The following is an 18,971-nucleotide window of genomic DNA, read 5'->3' on the forward strand; positions in this document are numbered from 1 at the left end:
AAATTCAGGAATTCACAAATCCAATTGCCCGTTATCAGGCTTCGGCCACCCAAATTTGTAAAGTGTCGCCATGAAAGCCACCCACGCCCATCTTTTGAAGTTCATCAATAGCGCCACGCAGTTCGTGATCCCGATTTATCAGCGCACCTACTCATGGACCGAAAAAGAATGTCAGCAACTTTGGGGCGATATCCGCAAGGCCGGCAACACCGATCATATCCCCGTGCATTTCCTTGGCTCGGTTGTCTATATTGAGGAAAGCCTGTCCAACGCGTCAAGCAGGGCCCCGTTGCTTGTCATTGACGGCCAACAGCGTCTGACATCAGTGACCCTTCTTTTGGCGGCCCTCGCGCGCAAGGTTGGCGACGATGAACCTTTCGACGGGTTTTCCTTCAAAAAAATCCGCAACCGCTATCTGCTTGACCCTGATGAAACAGGTGAACGTCAATTCAAGCTTCTGCTATCCCAGACAGATCGCGAAACGCTTAATGCGCTTGTGCAGGGCAACGCATTGCCAGACCTAAAATCCAGGCGGCTGTCGGAGAATTTTGATCTCTTTTGCCGTTGGCTCGATCAGGATAAAGGTGCCGTTGCAGAGATCTGCGCGGGTTTGGCAAAGTTGATGATCGTCGATGTCGCGTTGAGCCGTGATCACGACAATCCGCAGCTGATTTTTGAAAGCATGAACTCGACCGGTAAAAAGCTGTCACAGGCCGATCTGATCCGTAATTTCGTGCTGATGGGACTGGAGCCTGACCTTCAAACGCGCCTTTACGAGCAGTATTGGCGCCGTATGGAAGAAGGGTTCGGCCAATCGGCCTATGCCTCGCACTTTGACGGCTTCATGAGGCATTATCTCACTGTCGTAACAGGATCGATCCCGCGTCTGGATGACGTGTATGAAGCCTACAAGCTTTACGCACATGAACAACTTGCGCACGCGCGCGACATCGAGGATCTAGTTCGGGAAGTGTGGGAATTTTCCAGTTGTTTTCGTGCGTTGGCATTGGGGCAAGAGAAGAACCCGCAGCTTGCAATGGGGTTCAATGATCTGCGCGAGTTAAAGGTAGACGTCGCGTATCCATTCCTGCTCGAAGTTTACAGAGATTTCGAAGCTGGCCTGCTGAATGCTGATGAGTTCCTCGAGATCGTTCGATTGGTCGAATCCTATGTGTTCCGGCGCGCAATCTGTGCTGTCCCCACCAATTCAATGAACAAGACATTCGCGACTTTCGGACGGTCGCTAAAGAAAGATCGATATCTTGAGAGCGTGAAGGCACATTTCCTTACTATGAAGTCCTATCGCCGTTTCCCCGTCGATGATGAGTTTATCGCCCGCATGCAAGACCGCGACCTCTACAACTTTAGAAGCCGCGCCTACTGGTTGCGGAGGTTTGAGAACTTCGGGCGCAAAGAGCGCGTCCATATTGATGACTACACCATCGAACACATCATGCCACAGAATGAAATCCTGCCAAAGCCATGGCGTGACGCCCTTGGCGACGATTGGTCCGAAATCCAGGCAAAGTGGCTGCACACTCTCGGAAACCTGACCTTAACTGCTTATAATTCTGAATACAGCGATAAGAGTTTCGATCAAAAGCGGGACATGGAAGGCGGGTTCAAGGAAAGCCCGTTGCGTGTAAGTCGAGGCCTCGCCCAGTTGGAAAAGTGGGACGAGAACGCCATCAAAGCCAGAGCGAATACAATGGCGAAGCACGCAGCCGAAATTTGGTCGAGGCCTCAATTGGCTGCGTCAGTATTGTCGACTTATCAAGAGCCAACTTCGACAGCTGCTGAATACTCTATTGATGACCACCCCCACCTTTTGAATGGCGAAATGAGTAGTTTGTTTGCCGAATTCAGCAGAGAAGTTAAAGCTCTCGACCCTTGTGTGTCCGAGCAGTTCTTGAAGCTCTATGTTGCGTTCAAAGCAGAAACAAATTTCGTGGATGTGATACCTCAGGTGAAGGCGCTCTTGGTTTCGCTTAAGATTGATATTGAAGAGCTATCTGACCCTAGGAAACTTGCTGTTGATGTCCGTGACCGTGGGCGTTGGGGGAATGGCAATACTGAAGTGAAGTTTAGTGATCGAGACGATCTTCCATACGTCATTGGGTTGGTCCGACAGGCTCTCGACTTACAGTTGGGCTCGGAAGTCACTACATGACCCAATTCGCATTTCTCTCCTCCGATTTCCCCGACCTCAAGCAACACGCCGAAAAGGCCGAAAAGTTGGCCCTGTCCGACCCGCGCGGCGCGTGTTTCTGGGCGCGCCTCACGTTGGAAACGGCGCTGAAATGGCTTTATCGTCGTGATCCGGTGTTGCGGAATCCTTACGATCAGAATCTGGCCGCCCTGATCGCGGAACCCAGCCTTGAGGCGCTGACCGGCCCCGCCATCGCCACCAAGGCAAAATACATCAAGGATCAGGGCAACCGCGCCGCCCATGACAGTGGCAAGCCCCTGACCCCGCAGGATGCGGCCTCAACCGTGCGCGAGCTGTTCCACGTCTGCTACTGGATCGCCCGCACTTATGCGACGGGGGCGAAACCTGATCCGGCGCTGACTTTTGACATCGCCAAGCTGGAAAAGTCCCTCACCATCTCGGCCAGCACGGTTGCGCAGATCCAAAAGATCGAGGGCGACGTCAAAGCGGCCAACAAACGCGCAGAAGATGCCGAGGAGGCGCGCAAAACCTCTGAGGATGGCCGCAAGGCGCTCGAGGAAGAGCTATCCCGCCTGCGCACCGAAGTCGCCGAGGCCCGCCGCGCCAACCAAGCCGTTCCGGACGACCACGATTACGACGAAGCCACCACACGCGACGCATTCATCGACCTGTTGCTTAACGAGGCAGGTTGGCCTTTGGATCAACCCCGTGACCGTGAATATCCGGTATCCGGAATGCCAAACCAGAAAGGCACCGGTTTTGTCGATTATGTGCTTTGGGGCGATGACGGCAAACCCCTGGCCGTGATTGAGGCCAAACGCACCAAGAAAGACAGCCGCACAGGGCAGCAACAGGCAAAACTCTACGCCGACTGCCTTGAGAAACAGTTCGGGCGCCGCCCCGTCATGTTCACCACCAACGGGTATGAGCATTGGCTCTGGGATGACGCGCAATATCCCCCGCGTTCCGTGTCGGGGTTCCTAAAGAAAGACGAGCTACAGCTGCTGCACCAACGTCGTGGCAATGTGAAACGCCTTGGAGATGTCGAGATCGACCAAGACATCGCAGGCCGTTTCTATCAACAGCGGGCCATCCGTCGCGTGGGCGAAGCGTTCGAGAAACACGCACAGCGTAAAGCATTGTTAGTCATGGCGACAGGCAGCGGCAAAACCCGCACTGTGATCGCGCTGATCGATCAGCTGATGCGCGCCAACCGCGTCAAGCGCGTGCTGTTCCTCGCCGACCGGATCGCATTGGTGAAACAGGCGCACGGTGCATTCAAGGCACATTTGGGTGCGACACCGAGCGCCAACCTGCTCGAGCGCCACGACCCCAAAAAGAATGACCACTCCGGCGCACGCGTTTGCTTGTCGACCTACCCCACGATGATGGGCCTCATTGAGCAGATGAAGGGCGGCGAAAAGCGGTTCGGCTCGGGTCACTTTGACATGATCGTCATTGATGAGGCACACCGATCCGTTTACCGGAAATACCGCGCCATTTTTGAATATTTTGACAGTCTACTGGTCGGTCTAACCGCCACCCCGCGCGACGAAATCGATAAAGATACCTATTCGCTCTTTGGTCTCGAAAAAGGTGTTCCGACGGACTCCTATGACCTCGACGATGCCGTAAGTGACGGTTTCCTCGTGCCGCCAAAGACTATCTCGGTGCCGCTAAAGTTCCAGCGTGACGGCATCGACTATAATCAGCTGACGGACGAAGAAAAGGAAGAATGGGACGCAATCGAGTGGGACGAGGAGGGCAACGTTCCCGACCGTGTGGAGAGTGCCGAGCTGAATAAATGGCTGTTCAACATCAATACCGTGGACAAGGTCCTGGAACACTTAATGCGCAACGGCGTCAAAGTTGCGGGTGGGGATCGCCTTGGCAAGACAATCATATTCGCGAAAGGCAACAAGCACGCCCAATTCATTGTCGACAGGTTCGATGCAAACTATCCCCACTATAAAGGGCAATTCGCCAAGCTTATTGATTACAGTGTCAGCTATACCCAATCCCTGATTGATGACTTTTCCGAAAAAGAAAAAGCACCACATATCGCGGTGTCGGTAGACATGCTCGACACGGGCATCGACGTGCCTGAAGTGGTGAACTTGGTATTCTTCAAGATCGTCCGCTCAAAAACCAAATTCTGGCAAATGGTTGGTAGAGGCACACGTTTGTGCCCGGATTTATTCGGCCCGGGTGAGGACAAGAGCGAGTTCGTGATCTTCGATTTTTGCCAGAACCTCGAGTTCTTTAGCGAAAACCCCAACGTGACCGATGGCGCGGGAACCAAACCGATCGGTGAACGCCTGTTTGTAACGCGCGTAGAGCTGATCGAAGCGGCACAAGAGCACGAGGAGCCACATGATGAGTTCGTAGCCGCCATCAAATTGCGCCTTCAAAACGAAGTGAGCGGCATGCCTATCGAGAACTTTATCGTGAGGGCTAAACGCCGGAGCGTTGAAAGGTTCCAGAAACCCGATGGCTGGTCAGAACTTGACCTTGAGGCCCGGCTCGCGCTTGTTGAAGATGTTGCCGGCCTTCCATCGGCTTTTGATGATGGCGGACTACCAGCTAAGCAGTTTGACCTTCTTTGCTTAAACGCACAGCTCCAGCTACTTAAAAATGAGAGTGGGTTTAGCCGTCTGCAACAGCGCATTATTCAGTTTGCGTCCGCGCTGGAGGAATTATCCAATGTGCCATTGGTGGCGACGGAATTGGAACTGATCCTGGAGATCCAGACAGATGCCTATTGGGATGATGTCACCGTTGAAATGCTCGAAACTATCAGGCGCCGACTGCGTGATCTTGCGGAGCTGATCCAGCCAAAGGAACGGAAGATCGTGATCACCGATTTTGAGGATGAAATCGGAACGGGAGAAGACGTCACGATGCCCGCTATCGGGGACGGCGTGGACAAGGCGCGCTTCAAAATGAAAGTTCGCCGGTTTGTAGATGAGCACCGCAATCACATCACGCTAAATAAAGTCAGACTTGGTGAGCAATTGACCAAGCAGGATCTGGAGGAATTGGGCCGGATACTGATCAATGAGGGCGTTGCTGACGATACGGCTTTGGAGGATCTTGCGATGGACGGAGGGCTGGGTCGCTTCCTAAGATCGCTGACTGGGTTGGATCGGGCTGCAGCGAAGGGGGCCTTTAGCGACTTCACCACACAACACCAGCTCAACGCCGATCAAACCGAGTTTCTTGATCTGATAATCGATAGCTTAACCGAGAGTGGCATCATTGAACCCCAAACTTTCTATGAAAGCCCATTTACCGACTTAGATGACATGGGGATCGCTGGGATTTTTGACCGAGAGCAAGCCAAAACGATTATCGGCATAGTCAGAACACTGAATGATGCCGCGGCAGCGTGAAAGACGAAGTGTTGCGATTGTGGCTTTAGGCCCCAGACACTCCCGGCGGTGAATTCGCAGTGTGAATGCATCATGGAACTGAAATGCGGTCTATGGCAGCATGCTGATATGATCGAATTCCGCACTCTCGCCGATGACCATCCCGACCTCGCGCATTCTCCGATGCTTCGAGGCGCTCTCCTGACCCTGCAGTATGCGCAGAAACACGGCTCAATTGGCTTGACTAATACCAAGGCCTTCAAGCGCATCTTCGTTCATTGGGCCGTCGAGAATTTCGACTGGCCGGGGAAAAGTGCAGAAGAGATGTTCCGCTACAACAAGGTGATCAATGAATATGATTTTCCCCCGCTCGAGGTTTTGCATTTCCTGCTGATTTCCCTGCGTTTGGGACGTCATTTCAAGGGTGAGTTTCGGCTGACCAAGCGTGGCGCCGAGTTGACGCAAGCACCTGGCCGCTTGTTCGCCGAGTTGATTCCGCACTTTGTGCTCTGGATCGATCACGCTTCCTATGCACGCTTTGACGGCCGCCCCTTAGGAAAATGGGACGTCTGGATGAACGTGATTAACGTAGAGGCCGATCATGGCACGACCGAGGCTGCCTTGTTCGAAACCTTCTACGGTGAGCCAAAAGATTGGCATACCGAGGGGTGGCGAGAGATGGCAGCGTTTTCATCGTGCGTGCTGCGGCCGCTCGAATGGGCGGGATTGCTGATCGAGACTCGCGAAGACGGCGCCGGCAAGCAAGTGTCTCATGTGTTCAAGACCCCGCTCTGGCGCAGCGCGCTTAACCTTGACACAGATGACATGCTGCGTCCGATGTTCGTTCAGTGAGATGTTTCTACTGCTCCCCAAAACGCGACGCGGCTCGCTTATGACGGCCCAAACCGGGCCTTTCTAATGTCTTCAATCGCTGCGGTGCATCTTCATCGGAACAGACGTTCATTGTTGGCCCAGTTAAAGGTCATCAATAGAAGAGAAGAGCCTCAGGGCTAGTGCCACCCTGACCTCATTGTGAACTGTATCAAGATCGGCACTAGCATCCGCAGAAAACCCATCCGCAATCGTTTTGAGGTCCTCATATGAGCCGACACGGCTAGTGCTATTCGTCTCCCGCCGGAGACAAGAATGATGCCTATTAAAATCGCCTGCTTTGACCATCTGTTGTAGCATTTCGATAACAGGGCTCGGAGAAATCCCTGTCTCAAGCTCTAATCCCTTCCCGATCTGGCTCAGTAAGCCACACACAAAAGCAATGTCAGGCAGTATTCTGATAGAAAAACGCCGAGCGCGGTTAGCGTGTTTTTGAGCAGTTGCTTGCCGGGTTACGGGCTGCTCATGTTCGCGGATGAATGCCAGAAGCCAAGTCTCGATCTCGACAAGCGACTTACCTCCACACCACATCTCGACCAATGACTTCAAAGCACCTAATATGATTAGCGATCCAGCATCCTTGTCCACCTGATTTGAGTAAGCGCGCCCAAATACGGTTTGCAGCGATGTTTCCCGCACGAGCAGCGTTAAGTCTGCCGAAGATGTCACACACACATCTAGAAGCCAAAAAACCCAATCGCTAGTTTCAGCTTTGTCGTTTGGTGCCGAACCCATTTGGTTGACAATACGGGCGACTAGTTCAGGTGGAATACCGTTCCGAACAGCCAAGGTTTGTTGCCAAGGAAGCACAGGAGGATCCTGTAAAGTTGCTGTCGCTGCGGTGAGTGCTATTCGCCGAGACTGAAGCCATGCATCGGCAGAGGCCGTCTCTCGCGATTTTCGCACAAAATATCCGAAAGACCTTCCTGCGATGTCGTCAAAGCCCGATCGACCATCGATCGTAACCGAAGAAAGGCGTCGTATCATTGCCTGAGTTTTGGGGTCGGAACTCGCTGTTGCTTCGACAGCATCCAAGAGTAGTTCGACTGGGTCGATAATAACCTGACACGCATCTTTATCAGAAAAAACGATATCCAAAGGATTTTGATGCAGCCCGAAAGAAAGTGTTGAAGGGTCAATTCGGATTGGATTCGCCGGAACAACAATGGCGAGTCCCGTTGCCGAATAAGCAGCGCGCCCGGCGCGACCCATGGCATTCAAAATCTCATGGGGAAGCAAATCCTTTCTTGGGTTTCCTCCTGGATCATCTTGGGCGCTTCGATCAGTTCCTGCGAGAATTACCACGTCGCATGGCAAATTGAGACCTTGAGCGATTGTTGAAGTAGCAGCGATTACCTCCAACCCAAACTGTGCCCCCTCCGGAGGGCGGCTCCTGCGAAAGACGGCTTCCATCAATCTTCGTTCTAAAGGTATCAAGTCACCATGATGCACGCCCGCACGTAACCCCGTCGGTTCATACGTTGCCTCTGAAGAGCCAACATCTTTCAGTATCGATGCCCGCATTCCTTCTTGATCAGCGGTCAATGGGATGTCTGCACCATCCAATTGGTCATTAATGCCGTCGGCAATACTCCCACATGCTGTTGCGTCAGCGCAGAAAACGACCACCCGTTTGCCTTGCGCCGCATAGTCAGCGGCGACCTGTGCCGCGATGGCGTTTCTATTGGACGTGTGACGTCCATTAGGTTTGCGTGTCAACGGCGGAGATGCTGCCGTTAGTCTACGAACCGCGAGTTTCTCTGGCCTCTCTGGATGCCAACCTGACAAAAGTGAAAACAACCCGAAGGGCTGAACGGGAATCGCATTCTGTGCTTTCTTTGTGAGTAAGTTCGCAGTTTCCGCGGCCGAACTCCTGACCTCGGCGTCATCGTATACGACACATGAACGTAACTGACGTGTCGGCTTCCACGGGTCATTGAAGCAGTGGACTGTCTGCCCCGTGGTCGAGCGAAGCCAATTCCTAATTTCCTCTCCGTTTGCGACCATCGCGGAAAGCAGCAGTAGGTCGGCACTCTGCCGATGGCTCATGAAACTCAACAGAGCCAACATTGCATCGATTGCACGCGAGTTGATTTTGGGTGAGATTTGTGAGTCGTCCGCACTGATCAAGTGAAACTCGTCAAAAACAAGCAAACCTACATTTTCGAAGAGCTCAGGGGCCGAACCCAGCAATGCAAGACATCTCTCTGGGGTCATTACAGAGAGTTGGGGGAGGCGATCCCCAATCTCCTCCAGCAAAGTATCTTCAACGCTTTCTGGATTGATGTCTCCGACTTCACCCGACAAGTCGTGCTCTACCTGGTCCACAAGTGCATGGGTCGGCGCGAGATAAACAACACTTTCGTCGGCGCACAAAACAGCGGCAATTTTCAAGACCGACAACGTGGTCTTCCCAGAACCAGTCGGTGTTGTCATCACCATTGAGGCACCACGGTCGAGGTATCCTGTCGCGACTGCGCTCAAGTGGTTGGTCCAAAGAAATGGCCTTTTTTGCACTTGGGGAAGCAACCACCCCTTCCAAGTGGTCGGGTTAGCACCTGCAGGAGCGGGCGTGCGAATAAGCATGGCCTGCCTGACTCTGGGCAACAACCTAAGCAACAGGGTAGCCACGTGATGCGGTCCGGCATATTGCTCGTGCATCAGGCCGACGATCCCCTCTGGCAGTTCAGTGCCACCTGGCTCCGAAAGTGAAATGACTCGACCCAACCTTTGTTCTAAGTCTTCCAAGATTTCTGCCTTGCCCAGAGCTTCCACAGCAAGACCTTGAACCACTTGAGCACATTCACGGAATAAGAGGTTAGTGGCGTGCTGCCTGCTGTCGTCCGCTGCGACCCACTCCCCCTCCAAGTTTCGTTCAGAAATCTTCGAGAGTTCACCCTTTGCGAGCTCGCGAATTGAAATTATCAACGCTCGCCGAATTGCATGATCTTCGCCTACTGCGATGAGCTTCGAAGCAGCCTCCGCAGCATCAGCCGCTCGGTCTGCAATCAAGAACAGCAATGTGCTTGCAATGGTGGACGACACTGCGTCGCTAGAAAGTAGCGTCGGCCCAACTGCTCGACCGTCGGTTGCACTGGTAATTACCTGATGAGCACTCGCGGCGACAAATGCTGCCGCTTGTGTCCGTGCTGGCTGCAAGTCAAATGCAACATAGGCTTCGAACGTAGCTGCCAAACGTCGCACTTTATCAAGAAGAATGTTCCGCCGAACTTCGTCTTCCTCTAAAATTTCGATCCGTATCGTCGCAAGCTCGATGTGGGCTTCTGTTAGCAGCTCATCCAACATCTCGGCTTCAAGCCCTGGAAGATTTGGCGCCGTTCGAATTAAACGTAGTGAGCTTTCGTCAAACATCACCACCCTCCGTTGCCGAACCGATGCTTTGCAACTTCGCAATCACGTCTTGAGCAAGCTGGTGAAGCCCAATTCTAACATCGTCGAAAGGCAGAACCCCGCCAATCCTACTTGATAGTGCCCCCAATGCTACGTCATCAAAGCCAGCGACGAGATGGGCAAAATCAGTCGTTCCGCGCTGATCTTCACCTGTGGCTATAGACACACGGAACTGCCGAATCTTCTCCCAGAATATCGCATCAACCGCATCCTCAAGTTCTTCATCTGAAAGACCCGGGACGGCCTTTAGAAGGGTTGTAAGTGCAGACGATGCCTCATCTTCGCGTTCACCGGCGCATATTGATGCGATTTCGTCCCAAACTCCTCCCTTCTTGGTCACCAACCTACGTGGGTCCTGCGACGCCTTATCTTCACACAGAACCACTTTCTGCACTCGTTTCTGTGCGTCATCAAATTCAATAATGAACCCATCAAAGCCTTTGTCAGCCTGCCGGACATGTGGCGGCGTAAGGATGTCGTTAGGGTTAGCTAATCGAGCAACGACCCAGGACAAGTATTGAAAGAGGTGTCCATCCCTGTGCCAAATCGACACCTTAATACGGTCAGCAGCTTTCTTTCGCTCACCCTCATCGCCATGCTGGGACATCTCAATATCGGCAGGCTTTGGGGCGGTGAGCTTTGCAATAGCGTTCGGCAAGACCCTTTCTGTTGAAGAACGCGTCCTCGTTTCCAAAGTTTCTATAATGCGTTCGGCGTTTTGTTCTTGTCGTAGATATAGGTATGCCAAAATCGTAACGAGCTGGTCTCTTTTGGCCGGGTCGATTGACCACTCGTTTAGGTCACACTCAGTTGAGGTGAGTTGAGATTGGGTTACTGGCAAAAAAACGCACTCCAAAATTGGTTTTCTAACAATATATGTCTGAACACACCTATAGGGGGAAGCCTGTAATGTGCGTTCACTCAGTAATAGATGGATAAGATACGGTCGGTTTTCGTGAAATCAGACTGCGCGATGCCTAGTCGGTCTGAATGTCTGCTAACGCGGAGCGACCCTTGCAATATTGCACCGCAGCTAATGACGGCTCTCCGCCGATTCTGTGGAAAAACTAACGTTTGCGAGCGCAGAAATAGCTGTTCCAAATCCGGCGCGAGCGCCTTTTCTATCAGGCTTTGCGTATTTGCTGCGGTGCAGGAAATATCTTGGCGAGTTTGCGGAGGTTTTGGGCGGTTGCGGCGAGGAGGAATTCGTCATTTGCACCGCATGGACCACGTAATCGAAGCCGGCTCAGGCCGAGAATACGTTTGAGGTGGGCAAAGAGCATCTCAACCTTCTTCCTGAGCTTCATCGCAATCGCGTATTCATCCGTTTTGGCCAGATCCCTGGCAACTTGACGGGCATCTTCGTGTTCTTCACGCGTGATCGATCTGGCGTCGGCATTGGGGCAGCACTTCGGCTTGGATGGGCAAACCTGACAGGTCAGCTTCAGCGCACGATACTTCGCGGTGCCTTTGCCCGTCTGGCCTCGGTTCGGGTCGGAATAATTCCGGCGGAACTGCTTGAGCGCGTGCCCCTCGGGGCAGATGTATTGGTCGTTCTGCGCATCCCAGTCGAAATCTGTGCGTGTCCAGGTCCCATCGGGGCGTCCGGCCTTGTCGATCACAGGGATGTAGGGATCGATCTTGCGATCCACGAGCCAGCCGAGCATTGGGCCTGAGCCATAGGCAGTGTCGGCGATCATCCAGTCAGGAACCAGGCCAAACTTGTCTTTCACCCGCGTCAGCATGGTTTTTGTCGATCCAACCTCGGCTTGCCGGATGGAGCGGGTGGGTTCCACATCCAAGATGAAACCGTGATCCGTGTCGATGAGATAGTTGTCGGAATAGCTAAAGAAAGCAGGGCCTTTGCGGGCTGCTGTCCACTGACTGGCGGGATCAGAATGCGAGGTAAACTTGGGCTGCACCTCGCTTGCTGCGCCAAAGGCTGCCTTGTCCAGTGTGTCGAGATACTCGCGGACGGCGCGGGGCGCATCCGCCGGGTCTATGCTTGCCGCGTGCCAGTCTTCCTTCGGCGTGGAGTTCTGCTTGTTGGCATCCGCTTCAATCAGGCTGGCATCAACTGCCATGCGCTGGCCGCTGACCAGACCTTCGGCGATGCAACGCGCGACAGTCGTCTCGAACAGGTGGCGCAGAAGTTCGCTGTCGCGAAAACGCCCATGCCGGTTCTTGGAAAACGTCGAGTGATCCGGGACACGATCGCTCAGATCGAGGCGACAAAACCAGCGATACGCGAGGTTCAGATGGACCTCTTCGCAGAGCCGCCGCTCTGAACGGATGCCGAAACAGTATCCGACCAGCAGCATCCGGATCAGCAGTTCGGGATCGACCGACGGGCGGCCCGTATGACTGTAGAACTCCGCCAGATGGGCACGGATGCTGCTCAGGTCGACGAACCGGTCGATGGATCGCAGCAGGTGATCCGTGGGAATGTGATCCTCGAGCGAAAACTCGTAAAACAGCGCCGGTTGCGCTTCCTGCCTCGGTCCCATCATCGCCGATCCTCCCCTCAATTACAGGAATTGAATCAGTAGTTCAGCTCTCGATCAAGGAAGAGTTTTTCAACAAAATACGCCCCTTTTCCTGTTGAAGCTGGGCTTAGCGTCGAGCGAAGGGCGATCGCGCCTCATGGGTAGAAATGCTAATGCGGCTCCACCTCGAAACAGGAAGCAGCGCCTGCAAACACCTTGCCGCTTGCGGCAACTATTCAGCCAGGGCCTCAGCCACCGCGATATCCGCCATTTCCAAGACAGCTTCGCGGGAGGATGCCACCGCAATGAAGCGGCCGTTGTGGCAAAACTTCGCCCCCGCAACGCCGCTCGCGGCTTCCAGCGCGTCGTCGGTTAACCCCGCCCAAGCTACAGGGAGATCAGCGCGATTGTCGAACGTGTCATCGCCCGTCCGGATTGTCGTCAGCGCCCAATCCGTGCCGCGCGGGTGGACCACAAACAGGAGATGGTCAGCACCGGCCTTCTGCACGCCTGCGCGAAACGGCATGCCCATGGGAAGCTCAAGTATCCGCTCCTCGCCGGCCGCTTCAATGGCCGCCAACACCATCGTCTCGGCGCGGTATTTCGCGGCTTTGCGCTTGACCTGTGCCTCCACAAAAGCCCGCGCTATGGGGAGGGCCGCCATGAAGGCGCGGTCATCGGCTTTGTCAGTTCGGTCATCAAACGCGGGTTTCAGGCTTTCCAGCAAAACCGGCAAGGTCAACCCGGCAAACAGCGGCCCCGCCTCGGAGGCATTGACCGCGCCATTGTCGAGTAGATCGACAGGCAGAACAAAGTCATGATCAAACGCACTATGGATCACTTCGATATCATGCGCAGGCACATCCATCGCGCGCAGGTAATCACGGCCATACTGCGACCAGACCAACCCGAAGGAACTATAAGGCAGGCCATCCTCGCGCAGCGGGTTGGGCCGTTGGTGGTGATCAAAAATCTGGGCCTCTGCATCAAACTGGCCTCCGACATCATAAATGATGCGGTCCTGTGCAGGCGTAATCCACGCCTTATCCCGACTACGGATGAGCTCTGCCTCGGGGAACAGTCGCGTCAGGATGACCGAAGACAGAAGCTCATCGGCATGAAATCCGCCGGAATGGGTGACGAGGTGGGTGATGGACATAAAAGATAGGCTCCAGCTGGGCTTAAAACGAATTGGGCGACCAAAAAGGCCGCCCGTCGGTGAATGTGATTTCAGTTTTGCGTGAGCGTTAGAGGTGATCTAAATCTTGTGCTGCGAAGTCAGAAATCCACTGAATGTGGGAAATCGGTGAGCTTCGTGGGATCTTTACCCCGATTCCGAGACAACTTAACTCCGATTTACAACAGCATTCAATGCGTCCATGCACCTCGGCGATTGGTTGCGAAGTTCTCGCCATACCCGCCTGCGCGAATGTTGGCTTTGCGCACCTTCGGCTCGCTCACAACGGCCTCAATCCCGTGATCCTCGGCATACTCGATCGCAGCTTCTTTACTGTCAAAACGCAAACGCACCTGAGCTTGCGTGTCCGCCGAAGATGTCCAGCCCATAAGCGGGTCAACCTCACGCCGCGAAGCAGGCGCAAAATCCAGAACCCAGCGTTTACTTTTTGCTGATCCTGATTGCATCGCGTTGCGGGCGGGTTTGTAAATGCGTGCGCGCATGGGGCTTGCTCCTTTGATCTGCACGTATTTATCGAGGATTTGCCCCAGCACTGCAAGGCCAAAACACCCGCAATCTTAAGCACTCTTCATGACAGTTATTGGCATGAAACACTCTGCTTAGCCTTGCAATTTGTCGCCGATAGATCAAGTTAGAAGACTGCACCAAACGCGAGCACCTCAATGCCCCACGTCCACACCGACACATCCCCTGCCCTCACCAACGCCCCCACGGGCGATGTACGCGAGCGCGAGAAGCTCGAAGGCGGCAAGCGTTTTGTCATGCATACGCCCTTCAAAGCCGCTGGCGACCAGCCCACGGCCATAGCCGAGCTGACCGAAGGCATCAATGAAGGCGAGCGCAACCAGGTGCTCCTAGGTGCAACGGGTACAGGCAAAACCTTCACCATGGCCAAGGTGATAGAAGGAACACAGCGCCCCGCAATCATCCTCGCCCCCAACAAGACACTGGCCGCCCAGCTTTATGGCGAAATGAAAGGCTTCTTTCCCGACAACGCCGTCGAGTATTTCGTATCGTTTTATGATTACTACCAGCCCGAAGCCTATGTTGCGCGCTCCGACACATTCATCGAGAAAGAAAGCCAGATCAACGAGCAGATCGACCGCATGCGCCACTCTGCCACGCGCGCGCTTCTGGAGCGTGACGATGTGATCATCGTCGCCTCGGTGTCGTGCATCTACGGTATCGGCTCGGTCGAAACCTACGGAGCAATGACGCAAGACCTGATCGTCGGTCAGGAATATGACCAACGCACCATCATGGCCGACCTTGTGGCACAGCAATACAAACGTAACGATGCTGGCTTCCAGCGCGGCTCTTTCCGCGTGCGCGGTGACAGCCTCGAGATCTGGCCAGCCCACCTTGACGACCGCGCATGGAAGCTCAGTTTCTTTGGCGAAGAGCTTGAGAGCATTCAGGAAATCGACCCCCTCACAGGCGAAAAAGCCGGCAATATGGACAAGGTCCGCGTCTACGCCAACTCGCACTACGTGACGCCCAAGCCGACACTCTTGCAAGCCATCCAGCACATCAAACAAGAGCTGCGCACTCGGCTTGACCAGTTCGTGAGCGAAGGCAAATTGCTCGAAGCGCAGCGCCTTGAGCAGCGCACAAACTTTGACCTTGAGATGATGGAGGCCCAAGGCTTCTGCAACGGTATCGAAAACTATTCACGCTACCTTACAGGGCGCAAAACAGGCGAGCCGCCTCCCACATTGTTCGAGTTCATCCCCGACAATGCTATCGTTTTTGCCGATGAAAGCCACGTCTCTGTGCCCCAGATCGGCGGCATGTATAAGGGCGATTATCGCCGCAAATTCACCCTGTCGGAGCATGGCTTCCGCCTGCCCTCCTGCATGGACAACCGCCCGCTGAAGTTCGAGGAATGGGACGCCATGCGCTCCCAATCGGTCTTTGTTTCCGCGACCCCCTCAAAATGGGAGTTAGAGCAATCAGGTGGCGTTTTCGCCGAGCAGGTTATCCGCCCCACAGGGCTTTTAGACCCCGTAATCGAAATCCGTCCGGTTGAAACGCAGGTTGATGACCTCTTGGATGAGGTCAAAAAAGTCACCGCCGATGGCTACCGCGTCCTTTGCACCACGCTCACCAAGCGTATGGCCGAAGACCTGACAGAATACATGCACGAGCAAGGCATTCGAGTGCGCTACATGCACTCGGATATCGACACATTGGAGCGGATCGAAATCCTGCGAGACCTGCGACTTGGCGCGTTTGACGTGCTCATCGGCATCAACCTTTTGCGCGAAGGCCTGGATATTCCAGAATGTGGGCTTGTGGCCATTCTCGATGCCGACAAGGAAGGCTTTTTGCGCTCCGAAACCTCGCTCATCCAGACAATCGGCCGCGCCGCACGCAACGCCGAAGGCCGTGTGATCATGTATGCCGACAAGATTACAGGCTCCATGGAGCGCGCGATGGGCGAGACGGAGCGACGCCGCGAAAAGCAGCACGCCTACAATCTCGAACACGGCATCACACCTGAAACGGTGAAGAAAAATGTCGATGACGTGCTCTCTGGCCTCTACCAAGGCGACGTCGACATGAACCGCGTGACGGCGAAGATTGATCCCGCCCTGCAAGGCGGCAATCTCAAATCCGTGCTCGAAGGCCTACGCACCGATATGCGCAAAGCCGCAGAGAATCTGGAGTTTGAAGAGGCCGCAAGGCTGCGCGATGAAGTCAAACGCCTTGAGGCAGTGGACTTGGCCGTCCACGACGACCCTCTGGCCCGCCAATCCGCCGTCGAGGCCGCAGGTGCCGAGGCCACAAAAAGCCGTGGCCGCTCAACAGCGGGTAGGCCGGGGCAACGGGGCGGAAATGTGAAACGGCGGGGGCGTTAACGAATGTTTGGACCGATCCTGACCCGAAACATACGCTCCTATTGGAAGCGCCTCTGTGACGCCAACAAGGATATTCAAGTCGGCCTAAGTGGACCAAGCCTGAAAGTGCCTCTTGGCAAAGTAAAACAGGCCGTTCAACAGCGTGAAGGTTTAAGCGAAACAGACGCGACTCCCTTCTATGAAAGCGACTACACGCGTTTGCGCAGTCTCTATAACGGCTATGACCGCAGCCCGCTCTTCTTTGCCGAATTGCTCTATGAAGACGTCGTCTATTTTCGCCCCGAAGGTTACGCCGCCATATCTTCCGACGCCATCAATCCCGAAAATCTGAAGGTAATAGTTACCCCGCTATCTTACCGCCTCCCTCAGAAACTGCGCGCGCACACCGAAGCGATGGTGCAGTTTTTCAAAGAAACGCGCCGCCTGAACTGGGATTCAGCGACAAACACGTATGAAAACAACAGAACGGCACGAGTCGATGCGTTTGATATAGAGAACACGACGCTAACCCTCTCCGAAGCCAGCTACTTTGATCAAATCGGAACAAATTTGTCCGTCGACACAAATTCCGGCAAGCTTCCGCACGGCATGGCCTCAATCCGGCACGGTTTTGAACCACCAGTGGACGGTCGTTTGCCACCACTGACACATTCCGGACTGGCAAATTCACTTGGCGTCGCCGCGATGGTCTTCACGCCGGATTTTGCCACCCAACTGCTGCGCGTAAGAAGCTCTCGGCTTGCCTCGATTGCCCACAGGGCGCTACATTGCACTGTTTCGGGCGTTTATGAGCTGCCCAATTCCGTCAAGAAAGGGGATATCACCGATTTTTCCGCTCTAGAAGCCGGCATGCAGCTTGAAATGCGCATGGAACTCGGACTTGAACCCGATGAATACGACCTTTTCCCAGTTGCCTTTGCCCGCGAACTGCCCCGAGCAGGCAAACCACAACTGTTTTTCGTCGCCCGCTCGAAACTGCCCCTCGAGGAGTTGAAGCTTCGCTCTGCGAAAGCCAAAGAAAGTAACGAATTCATTAGCGAGGCTGACAAGCCGTTTCACGATCTGTCTTCAGGAGAGTTCACACGCGAAAGTTTCACCTATGAAGGCTGGGCTTGTGTTCACTTTGCCAACCAATTCCTTGAAGCCAACAATTTGGCGAACGATCCGCAGGTTTTTAGCTCAAACTCTATGAGCTAATTTTCAAAGAATTCAAAGAAACGGTACAAACGGCACACCACAGCCTGAAAGGGCCGTCATAGCCACCAAAAACATCCAACCCCGCATGAAATTTCCTTGTTTTGCTCTTTTCGAAACCTAACTCTCAGGCTTCAAGCGCGTCAAAGTCATCTTCGCAATCATACGGGTATTTGCGCCAGTTCTGAGTCTCATTTGCAACGCTTGATCAGCTCTATCAATTCAAAATCCTCCCCAAATGCGGGAAGGGTTTCATTTTGGGCTTAAAAGAGCACTAATCAGTCAAAATCGAACAGATCTTCCAGAATATCCGCAAATCCGCCGCGCTTCTTCCGACGGCGGCCATGGCTATACTCCCTTGGCTCCTCACGCCGCGTCTCGCGGTAAGGTTCCTGATAAACATGCGGCTCAGGCGCCGGAGTTGGGGCCGGTGTAACTGGGGTTCTGCCTGCGACCTCGATGAGCTTGTCCAATTCGCCACGATCTAGCCAAACGCCGCGGCATCGTGGACAATAGTCGATCTCGACCCCGCTCCGTTCTGTAATCACCAAAAGCTCCCCGTCTACAGGACATTTCATCAGCGCACCTTTCATATTGTTGCGTTTAAGGTATGTCGCCATTCGGAAGCTTCAAGCGCGTTAACCAAAACTTTACCGATTTTAATCAATGTGAACTTCGGATTAAGTATAATGTTAAAAAGCGTATTCCTTCTCTTTCTGGCTTGGGCCAGCACAGCAGATGCGGGCCCCTGGCCACGCGGCAAAGGAGACGCGTTTATCATGACATCTTTACAAGTCACTGCGCCAAACCTTGAAGGGCCTGCAAGCTACTATTTCAGCAATTATCTAGAGTATGGGCTAACCGACAGCTTCACATTTGGGGCTGATGTAGGTCATTCAGTTTCAGGAGAATCCAAGTCCATCGCGTTTTTACGCCACCCCCTATGGCAGCACAACACTACGCATTATTTTGCAGCTGAGATTGGCCTCGGTCAAGTGGCTGGCAATGTCGTTGTCAGGCCCGGATTTTCATATGGGCGCGGGTTTTCTAATGGGAAAACGTCTAGTTGGTTAACAGTTGACCTTCTATTTGAGCACCATCTTGTGAAAAAGCACACCGACTTTAAAGCAGATATCACTTACGGATTGAACCATCACGGCGGATTCAAGTCTATGATACAGATCCAAACAGGGAAACAGACAGGCGACCCGAGTTTTCTGCGCCTTGCGCCGTCCTTTGCGCTGCCGATGGGTGCATCATCTCATCTAGAAATAGGGGGCTCAATTGCCTTGAGAGGCACTGATGAATATGGCCTGAAAGTTGGCTTCTGGAAAAACTTTTAGGATGTTTCGTTGGGGCACGGAGCGCACTCAGCGAGGCGCCCCGTGC

The 18,971-nt window shown here is 53.9% G+C and carries 12 protein-coding genes; 6 read left to right on the forward strand and 6 right to left on the reverse strand.

Annotated features, from left to right (window positions below):
- The first annotated feature begins 70 nt into the window (after positions 1-70).
- From OE750_RS15840 to OE750_RS15850, 3 genes are all read left to right on the forward strand, one after another.
- Positions 71-2,170 carry a DUF262 and DUF1524 domain-containing protein gene (locus OE750_RS15840; protein ID WP_263765283.1) on the forward strand — a complete coding sequence of 700 codons (2,100 nt, stop codon included), beginning with the start codon at positions 71-73 and terminating at the stop codon, positions 2,168-2,170.
- A complete protein-coding gene (locus tag OE750_RS15845; RefSeq protein WP_263765284.1) occupies positions 2,167-5,562 on the forward strand; it encodes a DEAD/DEAH box helicase family protein in 3,396 nt (1,131 codons plus the stop codon). The genes OE750_RS15840 and OE750_RS15845 overlap by 4 nt, the downstream gene beginning before the upstream one ends.
- Positions 5,563-5,670: 108 nt before the next feature.
- On the forward strand, positions 5,671-6,393 hold the full coding sequence (locus OE750_RS15850; protein WP_263765285.1) for a hypothetical protein: 723 nt from the start codon (positions 5,671-5,673) through the stop codon (positions 6,391-6,393).
- Positions 6,394-6,516: 123 nt separating this feature from the next.
- On the opposite strand, the gene OE750_RS15855 is transcribed toward OE750_RS15850, so the two are convergent.
- The 5 genes from OE750_RS15855 to OE750_RS15875 all read right to left on the reverse strand — a co-directional run bounded on the left by OE750_RS15855 (position 6,517) and on the right by OE750_RS15875 (position 14,009).
- Positions 6,517-9,804, reverse strand: a complete 3,288-nt coding sequence (locus OE750_RS15855; protein WP_263765286.1) for a DEAD/DEAH box helicase — start codon at positions 9,802-9,804, stop codon at positions 6,517-6,519.
- Positions 9,797-10,501, reverse strand: coding sequence for a hypothetical protein (locus OE750_RS15860; protein WP_263765287.1), 705 nt, complete (start codon positions 10,499-10,501; stop codon positions 9,797-9,799). Before OE750_RS15860 ends, OE750_RS15855 begins: the two co-directional genes overlap by 8 nt.
- A 466-nt stretch (positions 10,502-10,967) precedes the next feature.
- Positions 10,968-12,353 carry an IS1182 family transposase gene (locus OE750_RS15865; RefSeq protein ID WP_263765288.1) on the reverse strand — a complete coding sequence of 462 codons (1,386 nt, stop codon included), beginning with the start codon at positions 12,351-12,353 and terminating at the stop codon, positions 10,968-10,970.
- Between the two features lie 208 nt (positions 12,354-12,561).
- Entirely contained in the window at positions 12,562-13,488 is a 927-nt protein-coding gene (locus OE750_RS15870) for an MYG1 family protein (protein WP_263765289.1), read from the reverse strand.
- Positions 13,489-13,697: 209 nt separating this feature from the next.
- Entirely contained in the window at positions 13,698-14,009 is a 312-nt protein-coding gene (locus OE750_RS15875; protein WP_263765290.1) for an ETC complex I subunit, read from the reverse strand.
- Positions 14,010-14,189: 180 nt separating this feature from the next.
- Between OE750_RS15875 and uvrB the strand changes: the two genes are divergently transcribed.
- Positions 14,190-16,388, forward strand: a complete 2,199-nt coding sequence (uvrB, locus tag OE750_RS15880; protein ID WP_263765291.1) for an excinuclease ABC subunit UvrB — start codon at positions 14,190-14,192, stop codon at positions 16,386-16,388.
- Positions 16,389-16,493: 105 nt separating this feature from the next.
- Complete coding sequence (locus tag OE750_RS15885) at positions 16,494-17,585, forward strand: hypothetical protein (protein WP_263765292.1); 1,092 nt, start codon at positions 16,494-16,496, stop codon at positions 17,583-17,585.
- Between the two features lie 275 nt (positions 17,586-17,860).
- Here OE750_RS15885 and OE750_RS15890 read toward each other — a convergent pair whose 3' ends face one another.
- Positions 17,861-18,160 (reverse strand): zf-TFIIB domain-containing protein, encoded by a 300-nt coding sequence (locus OE750_RS15890; RefSeq protein ID WP_263765325.1) that lies wholly within the window; start codon positions 18,158-18,160, stop codon positions 17,861-17,863.
- A 201-nt stretch (positions 18,161-18,361) separates the two neighbouring features.
- On the opposite strand from OE750_RS15890, the gene OE750_RS15895 reads away from it, so the two are divergent.
- Positions 18,362-18,925: a hypothetical protein gene (locus tag OE750_RS15895; protein WP_263765293.1), complete on the forward strand. Its 564-nt coding sequence runs from the start codon at positions 18,362-18,364 to the stop codon at positions 18,923-18,925.
- The last annotated feature ends 46 nt before the right edge of the window (positions 18,926-18,971 follow it).

This window comes from Lentibacter sp. XHP0401 (assembly GCF_025751535.1).
In the GTDB taxonomy this organism is placed as follows: domain Bacteria; phylum Pseudomonadota; class Alphaproteobacteria; order Rhodobacterales; family Rhodobacteraceae; genus Lentibacter.

Excerpts from the sequence above, each read along its gene's own strand:
- OE750_RS15895 (WP_263765293.1), top strand. The coding sequence starts at position 18,362 with ATGACATCTTTACAAGTCACTGCGCCAAACCTTGAAGGGCCTGCAAGC.
- OE750_RS15870 (WP_263765289.1), bottom strand. The coding sequence starts at position 13,488 with ATGTCCATCACCCACCTCGTCACCCATTCCGGCGGATTTCATGCCGAT.
- OE750_RS15840 (WP_263765283.1), top strand. The coding sequence starts at position 71 with ATGAAAGCCACCCACGCCCATCTTTTGAAGTTCATCAATAGCGCCACG.
- OE750_RS15875 (WP_263765290.1), bottom strand. The coding sequence starts at position 14,009 with ATGCGCGCACGCATTTACAAACCCGCCCGCAACGCGATGCAATCAGGA.
- OE750_RS15850 (WP_263765285.1), top strand. The coding sequence starts at position 5,671 with ATGATCGAATTCCGCACTCTCGCCGATGACCATCCCGACCTCGCGCAT.
- uvrB (WP_263765291.1), top strand. The coding sequence starts at position 14,190 with ATGCCCCACGTCCACACCGACACATCCCCTGCCCTCACCAACGCCCCC.
- OE750_RS15865 (WP_263765288.1), bottom strand. The coding sequence starts at position 12,353 with ATGATGGGACCGAGGCAGGAAGCGCAACCGGCGCTGTTTTACGAGTTT.
- OE750_RS15845 (WP_263765284.1), top strand. The coding sequence starts at position 2,167 with ATGACCCAATTCGCATTTCTCTCCTCCGATTTCCCCGACCTCAAGCAA.
- OE750_RS15855 (WP_263765286.1), bottom strand. The coding sequence starts at position 9,804 with ATGTTTGACGAAAGCTCACTACGTTTAATTCGAACGGCGCCAAATCTT.
- OE750_RS15890 (WP_263765325.1), bottom strand. The coding sequence starts at position 18,160 with ATGAAATGTCCTGTAGACGGGGAGCTTTTGGTGATTACAGAACGGAGC.